The 16,737-nt window shown below is 37.0% G+C and carries 17 protein-coding genes; 12 read left to right on the forward strand and 5 right to left on the reverse strand.

From position 1 onward, the window contains the following. The first annotated feature begins 138 nt into the window (after positions 1-138). Both M3183_RS01940 and M3183_RS01945 read left to right on the forward strand, forming a co-directional pair. The gene (locus M3183_RS01940; protein WP_396953686.1) at positions 139-1,641 is read left to right on the forward strand and encodes a carboxypeptidase M32; all 1,503 of its coding nucleotides are present in this window, start codon (positions 139-141) and stop codon (positions 1,639-1,641) included. Then, positions 1,638-2,543, forward strand: coding sequence for a DMT family transporter (locus tag M3183_RS01945; protein ID WP_251465942.1), 906 nt, complete (start codon positions 1,638-1,640; stop codon positions 2,541-2,543). The genes M3183_RS01940 and M3183_RS01945 overlap by 4 nt, the downstream gene beginning before the upstream one ends. A 36-nt stretch (positions 2,544-2,579) precedes the next feature. Here M3183_RS01945 and M3183_RS01950 read toward each other — a convergent pair whose 3' ends face one another. From M3183_RS01950 to M3183_RS01960, 3 genes are read right to left on the reverse strand one after another with little or no spacing between them, the layout of a single operon-like run. Continuing rightward, a complete protein-coding gene (locus M3183_RS01950) occupies positions 2,580-4,238 on the reverse strand; it encodes a b(o/a)3-type cytochrome-c oxidase subunit 1 (protein ID WP_251465943.1) in 1,659 nt (552 codons plus the stop codon). Next, entirely contained in the window at positions 4,235-4,714 is a 480-nt protein-coding gene (locus tag M3183_RS01955) for a cytochrome c oxidase subunit II (protein WP_251465944.1), read from the reverse strand. Before M3183_RS01955 ends, M3183_RS01950 begins: the two co-directional genes overlap by 4 nt. 23 nt (positions 4,715-4,737) lie before the next feature. Beyond that, positions 4,738-4,887, reverse strand: coding sequence for a cytochrome c oxidase subunit 2A (locus tag M3183_RS01960; protein ID WP_251465945.1), 150 nt, complete (start codon positions 4,885-4,887; stop codon positions 4,738-4,740). A gap of 735 nt (positions 4,888-5,622) precedes the next feature. Here M3183_RS01960 and M3183_RS01965 point away from each other — a divergent pair. The 5 genes from M3183_RS01965 to M3183_RS01985 all read left to right on the forward strand — a co-directional run bounded on the left by M3183_RS01965 (position 5,623) and on the right by M3183_RS01985 (position 13,388). After that, the gene (locus M3183_RS01965) at positions 5,623-6,714 is read left to right on the forward strand and encodes a type III polyketide synthase (protein ID WP_251465946.1); all 1,092 of its coding nucleotides are present in this window, start codon (positions 5,623-5,625) and stop codon (positions 6,712-6,714) included. Beyond that, a complete protein-coding gene (locus M3183_RS01970; RefSeq protein ID WP_251465947.1) occupies positions 6,711-7,280 on the forward strand; it encodes an isoprenylcysteine carboxyl methyltransferase family protein in 570 nt (189 codons plus the stop codon). Before M3183_RS01965 ends, M3183_RS01970 begins: the two co-directional genes overlap by 4 nt. A 605-nt stretch (positions 7,281-7,885) precedes the next feature. Continuing rightward, positions 7,886-11,542: a dynamin family protein gene (locus M3183_RS01975; RefSeq protein WP_251465948.1), complete on the forward strand. Its 3,657-nt coding sequence runs from the start codon at positions 7,886-7,888 to the stop codon at positions 11,540-11,542. Positions 11,543-11,567: 25 nt separating this feature from the next. Next, positions 11,568-12,392, forward strand: a complete 825-nt coding sequence (locus M3183_RS01980) for a sulfurtransferase (protein WP_251465949.1) — start codon at positions 11,568-11,570, stop codon at positions 12,390-12,392. A gap of 108 nt (positions 12,393-12,500) precedes the next feature. Continuing rightward, positions 12,501-13,388 (forward strand): 5'-3' exonuclease, encoded by an 888-nt coding sequence (locus M3183_RS01985; protein WP_251465951.1) that lies wholly within the window; start codon positions 12,501-12,503, stop codon positions 13,386-13,388. Positions 13,389-13,441: 53 nt separating this feature from the next. On the opposite strand, the gene sspL is transcribed toward M3183_RS01985, so the two are convergent. Next, positions 13,442-13,579 carry a small, acid-soluble spore protein L gene (gene sspL / locus M3183_RS01990; protein WP_251465953.1) on the reverse strand — a complete coding sequence of 46 codons (138 nt, stop codon included), beginning with the start codon at positions 13,577-13,579 and terminating at the stop codon, positions 13,442-13,444. Positions 13,580-13,665: 86 nt separating this feature from the next. On the opposite strand from sspL, the gene M3183_RS01995 reads away from it, so the two are divergent. The 4 genes from M3183_RS01995 (at position 13,666) to M3183_RS02010 (ending at position 15,725) form a co-directional block, all read left to right on the forward strand. Continuing rightward, positions 13,666-14,157, forward strand: a complete 492-nt coding sequence (locus tag M3183_RS01995) for a divergent PAP2 family protein (protein WP_251465955.1) — start codon at positions 13,666-13,668, stop codon at positions 14,155-14,157. A 37-nt stretch (positions 14,158-14,194) separates the two neighbouring features. Beyond that, complete coding sequence (locus M3183_RS02000; protein WP_251465957.1) at positions 14,195-14,464, forward strand: DUF6123 family protein; 270 nt, start codon at positions 14,195-14,197, stop codon at positions 14,462-14,464. Positions 14,465-14,854: 390 nt separating this feature from the next. Beyond that, positions 14,855-15,511 (forward strand): reverse transcriptase-like protein, encoded by a 657-nt coding sequence (locus tag M3183_RS02005; protein ID WP_251465959.1) that lies wholly within the window; start codon positions 14,855-14,857, stop codon positions 15,509-15,511. A 22-nt stretch (positions 15,512-15,533) separates the two neighbouring features. Then, complete coding sequence (locus tag M3183_RS02010; protein WP_251465961.1) at positions 15,534-15,725, forward strand: zinc-finger domain-containing protein; 192 nt, start codon at positions 15,534-15,536, stop codon at positions 15,723-15,725. A gap of 44 nt (positions 15,726-15,769) precedes the next feature. Here the strand turns inward: M3183_RS02010 and cspD are convergent, their stop codons facing one another. Beyond that, positions 15,770-15,970, reverse strand: coding sequence for a cold-shock protein CspD (gene cspD / locus M3183_RS02015; protein WP_042355328.1), 201 nt, complete (start codon positions 15,968-15,970; stop codon positions 15,770-15,772). Positions 15,971-16,329: 359 nt separating this feature from the next. Here cspD and M3183_RS02020 point away from each other — a divergent pair, with 359 nt between their 5' ends. Next, positions 16,330-16,590, forward strand: a complete 261-nt coding sequence (locus M3183_RS02020) for a hypothetical protein (protein ID WP_251465963.1) — start codon at positions 16,330-16,332, stop codon at positions 16,588-16,590. Positions 16,591-16,737: the final 147 nt, after the last annotated feature.

The following is a 16,737-nucleotide window of genomic DNA, read 5'->3' on the forward strand; positions in this document are numbered from 1 at the left end:
TATGTAATTTCCATATTGCATTCTCTTTTTTCCTATAAACTTATTTTACAACAGAATTCATTTCTGTTGTTTTTTTTTTAATAATTTTTTCAGAAGAGTATGATAAAATTAAACATAAAAAAGGAGGGGGAGCCAGTTGTGAATCTTAAGCAAACGGAGAAAGAGTTTTTAGATTATGTAAAAAAGATGTCGGCCTATAATGAGGCGCTTGGTGTAATTTATTGGGATTTAAGAACGGGAGCACCCAAGCAGGGAGTGGAACAAAGGTCGGAAGTAATTGGTTTGTTATCCACTGAAGTTTTTAATATGTCAATATCAGAAGATATGGCCGCATACATAGCTAATCTTTCAAAAGTTGAACTGCCAGATAAAACAAAAAAAACTTTAGAAGTATGTAAAAAAGAATATGACCGGAATAAAAAGATTCCGGAAAATGAATTTAAAGAATTTGTTATTCTCCAGTCAAAGTCAGAAAGCGTTTGGGAGGAGGCAAAAGAAAAGGACGATTTCAAGATGTTTCAGCCATATTTAGAAAAATTGGTTGAAATGACAAAACGGTTTGCCGGTTATTGGGGTCATAAGCAAAATATATACAATGTCCTGCTGGATTTGTATGAGCCAGGCATGACAGTAGAAGTTTTAGATAAGGTGTTTGGTGAACTAAAAGAAAAAATCATCCCTTTAGTAAAACAAATTTCAGCTTCACCAAATAAACCAAAAACAGATTGTTTATTCCATCTATTTTCAAAGGATAAACAACTTAAATTCAGCTTAAGGATTCTAGAACAGATGGGCTATAACTTCGAAGCCGGGCGGCTTGACGAAACAGTACACCCATTTGCAATCGGTTTAAATCCAGGTGATGTAAGGGTTACTACCAGATATAATGAACACGACTTCCGCACAGCTATCTTTGGCACAATCCATGAGGGCGGTCATGCGTTATATGAACAAAATATTTCAAAAGACTTAATTGGCACACCTCTTTGTGATGGGACATCAACTGGTATCCATGAATCACAGTCTCTTTTCTACGAAAATATCGTTGGGCGCAGCCTCGCATTTTGGAAACAGAATTATAAGCTGTTGAAAACCTATGCCAGCGGTCAGTTTGATGATATTGGAGTAGATGATTTTTACCGTGCAATAAATGAATCTAAGCCTTCTTTTATTCGGATTGAGGCAGATGAGCTAACCTATCCGCTGCATATTATCATCCGTTATGAGATTGAGAAGGGATTATTTAATGGTCAAATCGAAGTGAAGGACCTTCCGGACATATGGAAAGATATGTATGAACAATATTTGGGAATCCGGCCTAAAAATGATGCTCAAGGGGTACTTCAAGATGTTCACTGGGCGGGTGGAAGCTTTGGCTATTTTCCATCATATGCTTTAGGGTATATGTATGCCGCTCAATTCAAGCAGGCGATGTTAAAGGATCTGCCGAATTTTGATCAATTATTGGAAGAGGGAAGATTGCTGCCAATTAAAGAATGGCTGACAAAAAGAATTCATCAATATGGAAAATTGAAGAAACCGCTTGAAATTTTACAGGATGTTACAGGTGAAGGATTAAATGCAAAATATTTAATTGATTACTTATATGAAAAATATGGGCAGGTGTATCAGTTAAATTGAAGCGCATATATCCGATTATTTTAATTACAGTCAGTGCATCATTATGGGGGATCATAGCCATATTTGTACGGAAACTTTCAAGTATTGGCCTTTCCTCCATGGAGATAGTAACCATTAGAGTGGTCATTGCGGCCATATTGCTTGCGGTTATAGGCCTTTTAAAATTTCAGCCTGAGATGAAAATTCGTTTAAAAGATATCAAGTTATTTATTGGAACAGGTATTTTTAGTATCGTTTTATTTAATTGGTGCTACTTTACCTCAGTGAATAAAATGAATTTATCCTTGGCAGTAATTTTATTATATACATCACCTGCATTCGTGACTATATTATCGTTTTTATTTTTAAAGGAGAAGATGAATTGGATAAAGGGTGCATCTGTTATCGGTACAATTATTGGATGTACCCTGATTGCAGGAGTCAGCCAAAACGATACCGTCTCTTTAAGTACACTCGGAATTATTACAGGACTCGGAGCAGGTTTTGGATATGCTTTGTACAGCATCTTTGGGAAATTTGCATTGGATCGGTATTCTTCGTTTACTGTCACTTTTTATACGTTTTTAGTGGCAGCCATTACTTTGATTCCGGTTACACAACTTTGGAATAAAGGGGACTTATTGTTTAGCAGAGAAGTATTATTATATGGAGGAGGTTTAGGAATCTTTCCAACGGTAATTGCTTTTTTATTATATACAAAAGGTCTTGAGAAAATTGAGAGCAGTAAGGCGGCAATTATCGCTACGGTGGAGCCGGTCGTGGCAACACTATTAAGTGTAATACTTTATAAGGAAAGCTTCGGTTTAGTTCAGGCAATTGGCACCCTGATTATTCTATCATCTGTAATAATAGTTAATATTAGTATTCCCAAAAAACAAAAGGCGTCAATCTCTTTGGATTGACGCCCTTCATTATTCCAAGGACCTGCAATTTTCATTCTACCATGTTCTAAATCCTTTTGATCCTGGAGGGGCATTTTGGATAATATCGATAAATGGAATCGTATATGCAAAAAGAATCAATGCTGTTAAAATTCCAAGCCACAATTTCCAGTTTTCGAATACCATTGGGGCTCTTTCTTCCGAGTTTTCTGCTTCCCCGACAGGAAATTCTTCATCTCCTTTAGGAGCAAAAAACGCAAGATTAATGAATATTACTAGTACTAAAATAATACCGATGAATAGAATGGTACCGCCGACCGCTTGAGCAATTTGGTAAGGAATCCATTCTAGAGCCTGCTTAGAATCGCCATATGTTGAGAAGGAAGAGCGACGCGGGCCGCCTAGAAGTCCTTGGATGTGCATGGACCCTGACATGAACGCCATTCCAATAAACCAAACCCATGCCTGAATGATTCCTAATTTATTCATTTTTTTCGTTAGCTTTCTTCCAGTTAAATGAGGAATCAGCCAATAAGAAATTCCAAAGAACGTTAAAATAACCGATGTTGCTGCTGTCAAATGGAAGTGCCCTGTTACCCAAATTGTGTTATGAACAACTTGGTCCATTTGGTTTGAAGCATTGATAATACCGCCTGCACCAGCAGGGATAAAGGCTGCCATACCTATAAATGGTACGATAAATCGAGCATCATTCCAAGGAAGGACCTTAAACCAACCTAAAATTCCTGTTGCCCCCTTGCTGCGGCCATATCTTTCAAATGTTGCAAATAGAGAAAATGCAGTCATTAACGATGGGATGACAACCATAAACGTTAAAATTACCTGAAAGAATTTCCATGCCGGATCAATACCTGGTTCTGTCAATTGGTGGTGAAAACCAACTGGAATTGAGAAAAGCAGGAATAGGATAAACGATAAACGAGCTAAAGAATCAGAGAAAATTTTTCCGCCAATAATTTTTGGGACAACAGCATACCAGCACATGTAAGCTGGAAGCAGCCAAAAGTATACGAGCGGGTGTCCAAAATACCAGAATAAAGTACGGCTGACAAGAACATCTACTGTATCTACCAAACCTAAAGACCAAGGAAGCAATTGGAATAAAACAGTGGCAGCAACACCTAAAGTAGCCACAATCCACAAGACAGTATTAATAACGGCCATAAAGCTTAATAATGGACTTGGTACTCCGGGGTGGTTTTTACGCCATTTGGCGTAAGTCATAATTTGTGCTATCCCGTCAACCCAGCTGCCGACAACGACAAAAGTTAATCCTAAGTAAAAAATCCAGTGTGCCTTTAGCGGGGCATAAAATGTATAAAGGACAGATGCTTCATTTAATAAAATCATTGTACCAGACATTAAGGTTCCCGCTGTCATCATCCAAAATCCGGTCCAGCCAGTTCGTCTTGCGGCACTTGAGTGTGGTCCGGCAGTTCTGCTGACGGCAGCATATTGGAATCCCATGATAAAAAATGTTGTAAGGACAAGTCCCATTAATACACCATGTGCAGTTAGAATCTGATAATAGCCAATTCCAAATGGAAGTTCAAATTTACCAGAGCGGACAAGGGTTTGCAGTAACCCCATAAGCCCTCCTATAGCGAGTGCCCCAAATGCAACAAAGAAATGTGCCATGGAAAGCTTTGCATCTTTAGAATCTACTTTAACTATAGCTTTTGCATTGTTAATCATTTTTTAACCACCTCAATCTTTGAAAACATTAAATGGTGACCTGAACCGCAATATTCATTACAAACAATCAGATACTCGCCCTCTTTATCAAACGTTGTTGTATATTCGCTGATATAGCCAGGCTCCAGCATCATATTGATGTTTGTTCCAGCAACCTCAAAACCGTGAATAACATCTTTAGTTGTTGCAATAACTTTGACCTTTGCACCAAGCGGAATCTCCACCTTTGCTGGATTATAGGAGAATGCTTGTGCAACATAGACTAATTCATAATCCCATTCTTTTCCTTCAACCTTGTGCAGACCAGGCTTATCAAATGGTTTTTGCTGATCCACCTTTTCCGGGTCGATTGTTAATAAACAGCTTGGCGGTTTGTTGCCCATATAGAAAGCACTTACACCGACTGTTGTTAAAAAAATGATCAGACAGCTGATTCCTAAAATCAACCAAATCTTTTCAAGCTTATGCATGTGCATATTTCTTTCCCCCTCTAATCCAATTAAAAACGATCTACGAATAGATAGTAGACTCCGAGCCATGAAACGATAATAAATAACAATAAAAATAACACTGAAGCCATTGTTCCTTTTAGAGAAGACCTGTCTTCAATTTCGGTATTCTGTTTTGCTTTTAATTCAACCTTCGCCATCTCTATGCACTCCCTTCAAAAACATAAAAAATAAATTAGTCATTTCTCTTTCATAATACAAAACAATTACGTAAGGAAAATATCAAATTTCCATTTTCACAAATTGTTCATTACTAATGTATCTACTATGGTAATGATATAAAGTTGATACAACAGTGATTAATGTCACAATCAGTGCTGTCCAAATGTGACATTAATGTGAATTATCACTTCTCTTCTGTGATGTGGATAGTTCAATGTTAGTAATCTAAATCACACCTTGTCCTGTCACCGCATATGAATAACAAAAATAAAATAATAAAAATCAAATTTTTAATCCAGGAAGAGAGTGATGGGAGTGGAGAAATATTATTGTGAACAGTGCCGTTTATTGTATAACAAAGTAGAGCACTGTAAAGTATGTGGAACTCTGGCAAACAATAAAATTAAAATTGAAATTCAAAAACAACCTGAGAAATAAAGAGAATGAGGGAAGAAATAAATTTTTGTATTTTTGTACAATTGGAAAAGATTGTGTAATGCTTGTCCATTCAACCTGTTATATAATGAAAGGGCACAACAACAACAACAACCTTCAAAACGTTGGCTTCTCCAGAGCGGGGGAGCTTTTTTTATTATATAAGACTTTAAGCTTCGACTTTAAGAATGGCCCAGTTCCAAAATCCACAAAAACAAGTTGAATAAAATCCTCTACACTGGAAAAAATACCCTCAAAAACAATGAAGGGGTTTGATTATGCCTACAATCGTTTCATCCGCAGAAGTTATTCCTCCTTTTGAAATTAAGCAAGAACAGGCAATAGAATTTGCAAGAGACCTTTTTTCCAATTCTTACAAAGATATTGAGAGGCTTTTGAAGGCGTTTCAAAACGGCCAAATTGAAAAAAGATATTTTGTGAAAAATGTAGACTGGTTTAGACAAACCCATACGTTCGAAGAGAAAAATAATGCCTATATTGAGGCTGCCGTTACTTTCGGGAAAAAGGCTATAGAGAAATGTTTAAACAATCATTCATTTTTAAAAAGCCCCATTCCATTTGAAGAGATCGAGGCTATTTTTTTTATCTCTACTACAGGGTTGGCTACCCCGACAATTGAAGCTAGAATTATGAATCTGCTGCCATTTAATCCAAATACAAAACGGATTCCTATTTGGGGGCTCGGCTGTGCTGGAGGAGCTGCAGGTCTATCAAGGGCATATGAATATTGTTTAGCTTTTCCAGAGGCAAAAGTCCTTGTTCTTTCAGTGGAATTGTGCAGTCTTACATTTCAGCATAATGACCTTTCAAAAAGTAATTTAATTGGAACATCACTTTTTGCGGATGGGATTGCGTGCATATTAGTTTGTGGTGACGAATGTAATTTGGAACATTTTCGTAAAAAAAAGACAATGCCATCCATCATTGCTGTTCAATCCACCCTAATGCCGGATTCTTTAGATGTTATGGGGTGGGACATTAAGAATGATGGGTTATTTGTAGTCTTTTCAAGAGATATTCCCCGGATTGTTAAAGATTGGCTTAAACCGAATGTTATGGATTTTTTACAAAAAGGACGTATCGATTTAGAAAGATTGGATTACTTTATTGCCCATCCCGGCGGCAAGAAGGTATTAGATGCCTATGTTAAAGCATTAGAAATCCCGGAATCCATGACCAAAGTATCCTTGGATGTGCTCAGCCAATATGGAAATATGTCTTCTGCGACCATATTTTATGTGTTAAAGCAGTATTTGGAAATGGAAATTCCAAGGGGTTCTTACGGCTTGTGCACTGCACTTGGACCAGGATTCAGTTCAGAATTGCTGCTGTTGAAGTGGTTTGAATGAAGGATTTGTTTCCGTTTATGTGTTTTATGGCTTATTTAATCATCATTCGTTTAATCGAACTCATGATGGCAAAAAAGAATGAAAATTGGATGAAGCAGCGTGGTGCTGTTGAATTTGGCACCTCTCATTATCCATATATGATTATGATGCATGTCTTATTTTTTGTGTCAATGATTCTTGAAAAGGTATTTTTAAATCGAGAACTTTCTCCAGTATGGGCATCTATTTTAATCATTTTTATCACGACTCAATTCATGAGAGGCTGGGTTATTCTTTCGCTGGGCAGATATTGGAATACGAAGATAATAGTTATACCAAATGAGAAGGTCATTATGAAGGGGCCATATCGCTTCATAAAGCATCCAAATTATGCAGTTGTTTCACTGGAATTTGTGCTGGTTCCTTTATTGTTTAATGATTATATTACTGCATGTATCTTTACTGTATTAAATATTTTCATGTTAAGAGTACGGATTAAAGCAGAAGAAAAAGCACTCCAAAGTTTAACGGAATATGAAGGAAACTTCCATGGATCAAATCGGTTTATTCCAAAGTTTATAAAGTAAAACCTCAATCAGTGGGGGATTATCCTAAACTAATTGGTTAGTCCCGTTGTACTGTTTTTAATACCGTTGCTATCGCACCGATTAAGAGTCAATACAAACACTGGCTGGATCAGGCTGAACATCTGCTTATGCATCGGTAAGTTTCGCTGTGTCTCTCCAAACGGGCGAATGCAGCAGTTGATCCCCCCCTTTAACTTCTTGCTTTATGTAAGCATTGAAGCGGGGGTCTTACTGCACGTTAAATCGGGATAAAATAATTGGAACCATTTCTTATGGACAGTTGAAAATGATTATCAGCTATGTTATTATTTATTTAACAATTAATAATGAAAGTCATTCTCAAAAAGTGAGGGTGATAAGGAGAGTGTTACATATGGCTTATGCATTTGCCTTCGGAACGATTATTATTTACGCATTTGTCATGAAACATGTTTTAAAAAATGTAACTCATTGAAATGAACTTAAAAAAATCAGGGAGTAATATACTCCTTGATTTTTTTTGTGGAAATTTCTGCTGATGCGTGTATGAGGATAGGAAAAGTTCGAATTATCGTATAAAATAGAAATTATTATTATTATTATGTTATTAAGGGGAAATATGAGTAATGCTGAAAACAGCCAAACAAAATGAGACAATCAAGACATTGAAACAGAAAATCGTTCTGTTATATGAATATTTTATCGAGCAGAACGATATAGAAAATGCGGAAAAAGTAAAACAGCTTGCAAAAAAATTAGCAAATCAAGAATATACGATTGCTTTTTGCGGTCATTTTTCTGCAGGAAAATCGACGATGATCAATCGAGTGGTCGGTGAAAATTTATTGCCGTCAAGCCCGATTCCTACAAGTGCTAATCTTGTTAAAGTAAAATCTGGCGAAAATTACGCCAAGGTATTTTTTAAAAATGAAAAACCACGGTTATATTTAGCTCCCTATGATTATGAGCTTGTCAAAAATTATTGTAAAGATGGCGACCAAATTGAAGAAATCGAGATTAGCAACAGTGATTCACAACTGCCTGTAAACACCGTTATCATGGATACCCCAGGTATTGATTCAGCAGACGATGCACACCGAATTGCGACCGAATCAGCTATTCATTTGGCTGATTTGATTCTATATGTAATGGACTATAACCATGTACAGGCAGAACTGAACTTTTTATTTACTAAAGAATTGACAGAGGCTGGAAAAGAAGTTTATTTAGTTGTGAATCAAATTGATAAACATAAAGATGAGGAACTAAGTTTTAAAGACTTTCAAAAAAGTGTGGTTGATTCATTTGGTTCTTGGGGAGTGAAACCTGCAAAGATTTTTTATACATCTTTGAAATACCAAGATCACCCGTTAAATCAATTCCAGGAGCTTCAGGAGTTTATTGCCGACCATTTGGCATCAAAGGATCAATATTTGCTCCCATCTGTTTTTAACTCCTTGAAAAAAATTGCCCGAGAACATGTTGAGCAAACAAGTAAACAGGAAGAAGAAAGACATTCTAGTGCTTTTGACAGATTAAATGAGTTATCCGAAGAAGAAAAAGAAGGATTAATGGATTCCTTTCAAAAGCTTTCTTCCAATCTTTCGATAATAAATGATGGTGTTTCAAAAAAGGAAAAAGAGTTTGATAATGAACTCCAAGAAATATTAAAGAATGCTTATTTAATGCCGTTTCAAACTAGATCACTTGCGGAAAGTTATTTGGAATCATGCCAACCGGAATTTAAGGTAGGATTTCTATTTTCTAAACAGAAAACCCTTGATGAGAAAAACGCAAGGCTTGAAAAGTTTTACGAAGATATTACCGATAAAGCGAAGTCTCAGCTTGAATGGCATTTAAGGGAGTTCTTACTAAAAACATTAAAAGAGTCAAAATTGAATCAAGGTGAGCTCCTGGAACTCGCACAATCGTTTTCACTTACTGTTCCTAAAGAAATATTAATAGACGCTGTTAAGACAGGGGCCCGCTTAACTGGTGAATATGTACTTCATTATACTGATGATGTTGCGAACGGAATTAAGAAGATTGCCAGGGACCAATTGTCTGTATTTAAAGATCAATTTCTTAAAGCAGCAGCCGACCAGACAGCAAATTTAAAGGCGCAATATGAAAAGGAATTTGGCAAAATGGAAAGATATGTAGATGCATTATCAGAATTAAATGCATATCAACAATCCATTGCTGAAAAAGAAAAACAACTTCAATTAATCATAAGTCAAACAGAGGCCTTTGATGGTGATGACTATGATTTGTTTGAACAGGATGAAGAAGAATACGAAGTTATTAAGTTGGAACAGAAGCCGGCTGCAACAGCTGAAAAATATGAAAGTCAAGCGGTTCAAACCAATGAACCTATTTCGGTTCCTGCTAAAAAAATAGAAAAGCAAGCTGAGGATTATTTGAAAACCACCGTTTCACGTTTAAAACTTGCTTCCAGCTTAATTGCCGATTTACCAGGATTTCAAAAGCTTTCAGGTGAATTAGTGGAGAAAGCAAGCCGATTAGAGAACAAAGGGTTTACTGTTGCATTATTTGGTGCCTTTAGTGCAGGCAAATCCTCTTTTGCCAATGCTCTGATGGGGGAAAAAGTGCTGCCTGTTTCACCTAATCCGACAACTGCAGCCATAAATAAGATTAAACCGGTAACAGCTCGATATAAACATGGCACTGCACTGGTTAAATTTAAGGAAAAGGCAGCAATGCTTGAAGATGTCAATCGTTCCTTAAAGGTTTTTGATCTCCATGCAAATGATTTTGAAGAAGCGGCAAATGTAATAAAACAAATTATGCTTGAAAAAGGTCAGGCTGGTGTTTTAGAGAAAACACATTTTGCATTTTTGCAGGCATTTACAAAAGGATATGCATCCTTTGTCCCGCTTCTTGGAACGGTATTAGAAACAGATATAAACGAGTTTAATGAGTTTGTAGCCTTGGAGGAAAAGTCTTGTTATGTGGAATGGATTGAACTCTATTATGACTGTGACTTAACCCGAAAAGGGATCACGCTGGTGGATACACCGGGGGCTGATTCAATTAATGCCCGCCACACTGGGGTTGCCTTTGATTACATTAAAAATTCTGATGCTATTTTGTTTGTAACTTATTACAATCATGCCTTTTCTAAAGCCGACAGGGAATTTTTAATTCAATTAGGCAGGGTAAAAGAATCCTTCCAGCTTGATAAAATGTTTTTCATTATTAATGCCATTGACTTGGCAGAAAACGAGGAAGAGAAAAAGGCTGTTTGCAATTATGTGAAAGAGCAGCTGGTAAAGTACGGAATTAGAAATCCGCATCTTTATCCATTATCAAGTCTATTAGCATTACAGGAGAAGACCAATCAACCAGTTTCTGAACCTTCGGGGATGACCCATTTTGAGCAGAATTTTTCAGAATTTATTTCTACTGACTTAACCGAAATGGCTGTTTCTTCCGCTGTAAAAGAAGTGGAACGGATACAGGAAGTCATCAGCAAGCTGATACAAACATCAAAAGAAGATCAAAGTATTAAACAGAAAAAGCGGTTAAATATAGAACACCAAAAGGTTGAAATTGGAAAGTTATTAAAAGAGCAATCAGCTGATCATTTAAACAGCCGTATGCGGCAGGAGGCAGAAGAGTTAGTTTATTACATCAAACAGCGTGTCTTTTTCCGGTTTGGTGATTTCTTTAAAGAGGCGTTTAATCCATCTACTTTAAGAGATGATGGACGGAATTTAAAAAAATCTTTACAAGGGGCGCTGGATGAATTTTTAGAAAGTATTGGATTTGACTTTGCACAAGAGATGCGGGCAACAACTGTAAGACTCGATCGGTTTGCAGAAAAATTGTTCTCGGAATATCAGGAGGCTTTGATTCGTCTTTTACATGAAATTAATCCTGATTTGTCTTTTTCAAAGTTTGAGGTTCAAATCACTAATCAGCTTGATTTCCCAATTGCTTTTATCACGACAGACCAACAAGCCTTCAATAAGGCAAAGTCCTATTTCAAAAACCCAAAAGCGTTCTTTGAAAAAGGTGACAAGGAATTGATGCAGGATGAGCTTCAACAGGTGTTAGACCCACTGGCTGATGAGTATTTACGACAGGAAGCTGGGAAAGCAAACCGTCATTATGCTGCAGAAATAACAAATGAATTCAGCCGCTTAATGAAGCTGGCAGAAGAGCAGATTGATGATTTCTATTTAAGTTTACTAACGGCATTAGATGGTGGTGTGCCGCTTGAACGTTTAACAGAAATTCAGCAAAAATTAATGAATTAGAGAAAAATGAGGGGGGACATCGCAAATGAAGTACATTGCCGATAAAGAGTCGACACTTAAAAATTTGCATGACAGCAAGTTTCGGATTGTCGATTGCCGGTTCTCATTGGCAGATAAAGATAAAGGCAGCCAGGAATATAAAAAAAGCCATTTGCCAGGAGCTGTATTTTTTGATTTAGAAAAAGATTTATCAGGCGTTGTAGATATCCATGGCGGCCGCCATCCGCTGCCAAACATACAAGAATTAATTCAAAAACTGGAAGAGGCAGGAATTGATGAGACGGTTACTATTGTTGCATATGATAATGGTGAAGGTGCGTTTGCAGGCCGATTTTGGTGGCTGATGCAATATTTAGGTCATGAAAAAGTATTTGTTCTGAATGGCGGATTTAAGCAGTGGAAGGCTGCTGAATATCCGTTGACTACGGATATTCCTGTATTTGAAAAAACTCATTTTAACAGCAATATTCGTCATGAACTTTTGGCTGATGTTGACGAAGTGAGAGCGGTATCTGCTGGAGAAAAGGATGCTGTATTGATTGATTCACGGGAATCTAAGCGATTTTTGGGAATTGAAGAGCTGGTTGATAAGATAGCGGGACATATACCGGGGGCCATCAATAAGCCTTATTTGGAAGGCTTTATTAATGGCCAATTTAGGTCAGTTCAGGAGCAAAAAGAGAGATTCTCTGATATCGGCTTAACTACACAAGTCATTGTTTACTGTGGCTCAGGTGTGACCGCAGTTCCAAATTTTCTTGCATTAAAAGAAGCAGGCTTTGAAAAAGTGAAACTGTACTTAGGAAGTTTCAGTGATTGGATTAGCTATAAGGAAAATGAAATCGACTAATTTTAAGTCCGGTTTTATGTTATAATGGAAGACGTATTGTTAAGCGCCCAGTAATCAGTGCATTCTGCTAATTGGGCGCTTTAACTTTGTTGGGAGGTTAAAAAAATAATGACTCAAAAGCCATCATTCATGCTGGTTGACGGGATGGCATTGCTGTTTCGTGCATTTTACGCAACGTCCGTTTCCGGACATTTTATGATTAATTCAAAAGGAATTCCAACGAATGGAATTCATGGGTTTATAAAGCATATGTTTACCGCTGTTTCTACGTTTAAGCCGACACATTTAGCCGTATGCTGGGATATGGGCAGTAAAACGTTTAGAACGGAACTGTTCCCGGATTATAAAGGGAACCGCGGAGAAGCTCCAATCGAGTTAATTCCCCAATTTGACCTTGTTAAAGAGGTTGTGGAATCATTTGATATACCTAACATTGGGCTTGAAGGATTTGAAGCTGATGATTGTATCGGGACAATTGCAAACCAAATAAAAGAATTCACCCATGTCTCCATTTTGACTGGTGACCAGGATATTCTGCAGCTGCTTGATGATCAAGTTTCTGTTATTTTACTAAAAAAAGGTTTTGGCAACTATCATGTCCATACACCCGAAACATTTTTTGAAGAAAAGGGAATTACACCAAAACAAATGATTGATTTAAAAGCCTTGATGGGGGATTCCAGTGATAATTATCCTGGGGTTAAGGGGATCGGCGAAAAAACTGCCCTGAAGCTTTTAAAAGAATATAATCATGTTGACGAGATTGTTTCAAACCTTGACAAGTTATCCAAATCAAACCGGACAAAGATAGAACAGGATTTAGAAATGCTCCATCTATCCAGAAGGTTGGCGGAGATTAAATGTGATGTTCCTGTAAGCTGTACGATTGAAGAAGCTGGGCTAAACATTAAAAAGGAAAAAGCATTAGATAAGTTAATGGAGCTGGAAATTCGCGGCCTGCAGCGGCTTCTGCCAATGGAATCATTTATATCATAGCTAAGAACGCTGGCTGCCACTTTTGGGGCAGCCAGTTGCCCATTGATATTCGTTTATATTTTGGTATTAGATTTTTTTGCACGATTTTCCAATTTGCTTTTAGGCTCCTCAGCAAACTCAGCGTCTTGTCCATATCCTTGAGGATTTACTCCGGGTGCCTTAACCCCCCGGTTTCTACTTTTTTTACCCATTAACAATTCACCTCCACAAATTTTAGTATTTCCGTTTCGAATAATAAAACACCGCTTTCTAAACAATAATGGAAGAGGTGATGAAAATGAATAAGGGAGTTTATTTGTCCCTTCTTAGCATAGCACTTGCTCAAGGTGTAAAGATTCCATTGTATTATATAAAAAAGAAGGAGTGGCGTCCTGATTTATTTTTTAGTACAGGCGGGATGCCGAGCTCCCATTCGGCGGGTGTCTCCACCTTAACAACGTATATAGCTTTACAGCGTGGGATGCCAACATTTGACTTTGCTTTGTCCCTTATTTATGGCTTAATTGTAATGTATGATGCCCAAGGAGTAAGAAGGCAGACTGGTGAACTTACTTTAAAAGTAAATTCGCTTAATGAATTAATTGAAAAGATTCATAAAGAGGAAAGTCTTGAATTTAAGGAGGATGCTCCTAAAAAGCTGAAGGAAGTGCTTGGCCATCAGCCGGAGGAAGTATTAGGCGGGGCGCTTTTAGGGGTATTAGTAGGAATGGCAGGTCATAAGTTTACAAAAAAGGATAGTAAAATCAATAAAATTAGGTTAAGATTTTAAATGAATTTGCAAGTTTTTTGGAGGGGAATGTTAGTACGTGCGAACAGTGGAAGATTACCTGCAATACTTGAAGGGAAAGGGCCTTCATTTTAAAGAAGACTCAATAGGTTTTATTTATTTCGGGAAACAATATACGAATGCATCTGATGAATTGATTAACACAGCAATAGAACTGACATTAAAAGCCCAGAAGAGCTTTGATGGCAGTTTTTATGTTTCACTGTTGGAAACATTTACTACAAATCAAATCATTACCAGAAAAGATGCCCTAAAATTTGTTGAAGAGCAAGAGTTGTTAGCTATTTAACATTTTAGAACATTTAAGGTTATTTAAAGGACCCTGTTGATGGCAGCGGAAAGTACGAAGACTCAAGTATATCTAACGTATTTCCATCTTGCGTGAGTGCCTGCAAAGGCGTAAATCATTGTCTCTCATAAGTTCGGGCACGAAGTAGACTCCGCAGTCGTTAACGGCGAGGAAACACCAGCTAACCGCTTTAAGTCCTGTGATGCCTATGTTGCTGAAGACTTCCTTGTGGAGCGAAAAGCAGCAGATATGTTTAACGCACTCAATTTTAAAAAGCTCCCTTTCTAAAAGAAAAGGGAGTTTTTTCCTAAGATTCATAAGAATATTGTCATGATGGAGTTCGTATATATCGAAGATGTAGGATAAATCATTAATGAAAGGCTGAAAATAATGAAATTCAGGCTTGAATGGGAATATAAATTAAAAAATAGTGAAAAGATCCAATGTACATCTGAATGGGTGCCAGGGGAAACCGCCATTCAGATGGGAGAAGAACTTGAAATGAGCGGAAAAGTAAACAATCTGTTTTTTTATGATGAAAAAGGGACATCATGGATTTTAAAGGAAATGAAAAAGTTATTAACAGAGATTGAGGAAGATCCTCATGAAGTAACCGTTTATTTTGACGGCGGTTTTCAAAGGGAAAATAATCAGGCAGGACTTGGTATTGTCATTTTCTTTAAACAAGGAAAAAAAAGGTATCGAATCCGGGCCAATGAATTAATTGATGAAATGGAAACGAATAATGAAGCCGAATATGCTGCAATTTACTATGCCTTAAATATTTTGGAGGATTTGGGTGTAAAGCAAATGCAGTGTGAATTTAAAGGAGATGCACAGGGGTTATTAAAACAGCTTGAAGGAGAATGGCCTTGCTATGAAGATGTTCTAAATAAATGGCTTGACCGGATTGAGGAGAAAATGAAAAAGCTGGATATCAGTCCAACATACACAGTAATTCCTAGAAAGGAGAACAAAGAAGCAGACAGACTGGCAACTCAGGCATTAGAGGGAAAAGAAATCTTCTCCAAAATGCTAATCCTATAAACATCGGAGGTGCAGGAGTTTAGTGAAAGAATCTATAAGAAAAGAAGTGATCCATCAAGTTGAAAGTTTGATGGCCGAATATTGTGATGGCTGTTTTGTACACAAACAGTTAAAAAAGGACGGAGGCAGAAGATATGCCCATCGCTTCTGTATTTCACAATGCACCGTTGGAGAAAAATTGCAGGAGTATGGAAGAAAGTTAAATAAACAATAAAAAAGGCTGACATTGAAATGTCAGCCTTAAAATTTAATATTGGATTATAGTTTTACTACGTTAGCAGCTTGTGGTCCACGGTTTCCTTCAACGATTTCAAAAGAAACTTCTTGACCTTCTTCTAGTGATTTGTAACCTTCACCTTGAATTGCACTGAAGTGTACGAATACATCGTCGCCGCCTTCAACTTCGATAAAACCAAAACCTTTCTCGTTGTTAAACCATTTTACTTTACCGTTTTGCATGTACTTCTTCCTCCTAAGCCTTTCGAGGCACCACTTTTTAAGTGCCAAAGTTAAATATTACCATGCATACTAATTCCAAAGAGTCAATCCTTATGTAATTCGTCTACATGATGCTTTAAATATACAATAAGAAAAATTGCCAGTCAAGAAAGGGAATAAGGGTTTTTAAACAAATCATGAAATTTCTTCCGCATTTTCTGGCAGTAAGACCCCCATTTCAAGAATTCAAGTTAAACAAGTGGTAAGCGGCTGATTTAAGTTTCACTTTATGAAAAACTTTTTTATTTTTATGCTGATAACATAAAAATACAGGTGAACTTCATATGCTAGAGAAACTAGTTTAAATAGGGGTGCGGATAATGTATCGTTTTTCGATTAAGGAGGATGAATGGATATTACGATTCTCACCAAGGATTTCCATAGATGCTGAAGAACGTCAGGCCATTTTAATGTCATTGCTGCATATAGGTGAAAAATTGTCAAATTACTCCCATGGTGATGCCTTCCTCATGTTTACCAAAAAAATTGGGGCAATTGTCTTCGATGTCGAAACCATTCCATCATTTATTTTAACTGTTTCAAATATTATTTCAGATGAATACTGGTATATTCAAGAATGAACCAACTAAAATAGTTTAAAGAGTGGTCAATAGATCACTCTTCTTTTCATTTAGCCAAGAAAAAATTTTCCCATATTATTGATATGAAAATTTTCATGGTAAAATAATATGGTACGTTATACTGGGATTGTATAAAAGGGGCAGGAG

This window comes from Neobacillus mesonae, assembly GCF_023715155.1.
Classification (GTDB): Bacteria; Bacillota; Bacilli; order Bacillales; family Cytobacillaceae; genus Neobacillus; species Neobacillus mesonae_A.

Excerpts from the sequence above, each read along its gene's own strand:
- M3183_RS01975 (WP_251465948.1), top strand. The coding sequence starts at position 7,886 with ATGCTGAAAACAGCCAAACAAAATGAGACAATCAAGACATTGAAACAG.
- M3183_RS01970 (WP_251465947.1), top strand. The coding sequence starts at position 6,711 with ATGAAGGATTTGTTTCCGTTTATGTGTTTTATGGCTTATTTAATCATC.
- cspD (WP_042355328.1), bottom strand. The coding sequence starts at position 15,970 with ATGCAAAACGGTAAAGTAAAATGGTTTAACAACGAGAAAGGTTTTGGT.
- M3183_RS02005 (WP_251465959.1), top strand. The coding sequence starts at position 14,855 with ATGAAATTCAGGCTTGAATGGGAATATAAATTAAAAAATAGTGAAAAG.
- M3183_RS01995 (WP_251465955.1), top strand. The coding sequence starts at position 13,666 with ATGAATAAGGGAGTTTATTTGTCCCTTCTTAGCATAGCACTTGCTCAA.
- M3183_RS01980 (WP_251465949.1), top strand. The coding sequence starts at position 11,568 with ATGAAGTACATTGCCGATAAAGAGTCGACACTTAAAAATTTGCATGAC.
- M3183_RS02020 (WP_251465963.1), top strand. The coding sequence starts at position 16,330 with ATGTATCGTTTTTCGATTAAGGAGGATGAATGGATATTACGATTCTCA.
- M3183_RS01950 (WP_251465943.1), bottom strand. The coding sequence starts at position 4,238 with ATGATTAACAATGCAAAAGCTATAGTTAAAGTAGATTCTAAAGATGCA.
- M3183_RS01985 (WP_251465951.1), top strand. The coding sequence starts at position 12,501 with ATGACTCAAAAGCCATCATTCATGCTGGTTGACGGGATGGCATTGCTG.
- M3183_RS01955 (WP_251465944.1), bottom strand. The coding sequence starts at position 4,714 with ATGCACATGCATAAGCTTGAAAAGATTTGGTTGATTTTAGGAATCAGC.
- sspL (WP_251465953.1), bottom strand. The coding sequence starts at position 13,579 with ATGGGTAAAAAAAGTAGAAACCGGGGGGTTAAGGCACCCGGAGTAAAT.
- M3183_RS01960 (WP_251465945.1), bottom strand. The coding sequence starts at position 4,887 with ATGGCGAAGGTTGAATTAAAAGCAAAACAGAATACCGAAATTGAAGAC.
- M3183_RS01965 (WP_251465946.1), top strand. The coding sequence starts at position 5,623 with ATGCCTACAATCGTTTCATCCGCAGAAGTTATTCCTCCTTTTGAAATT.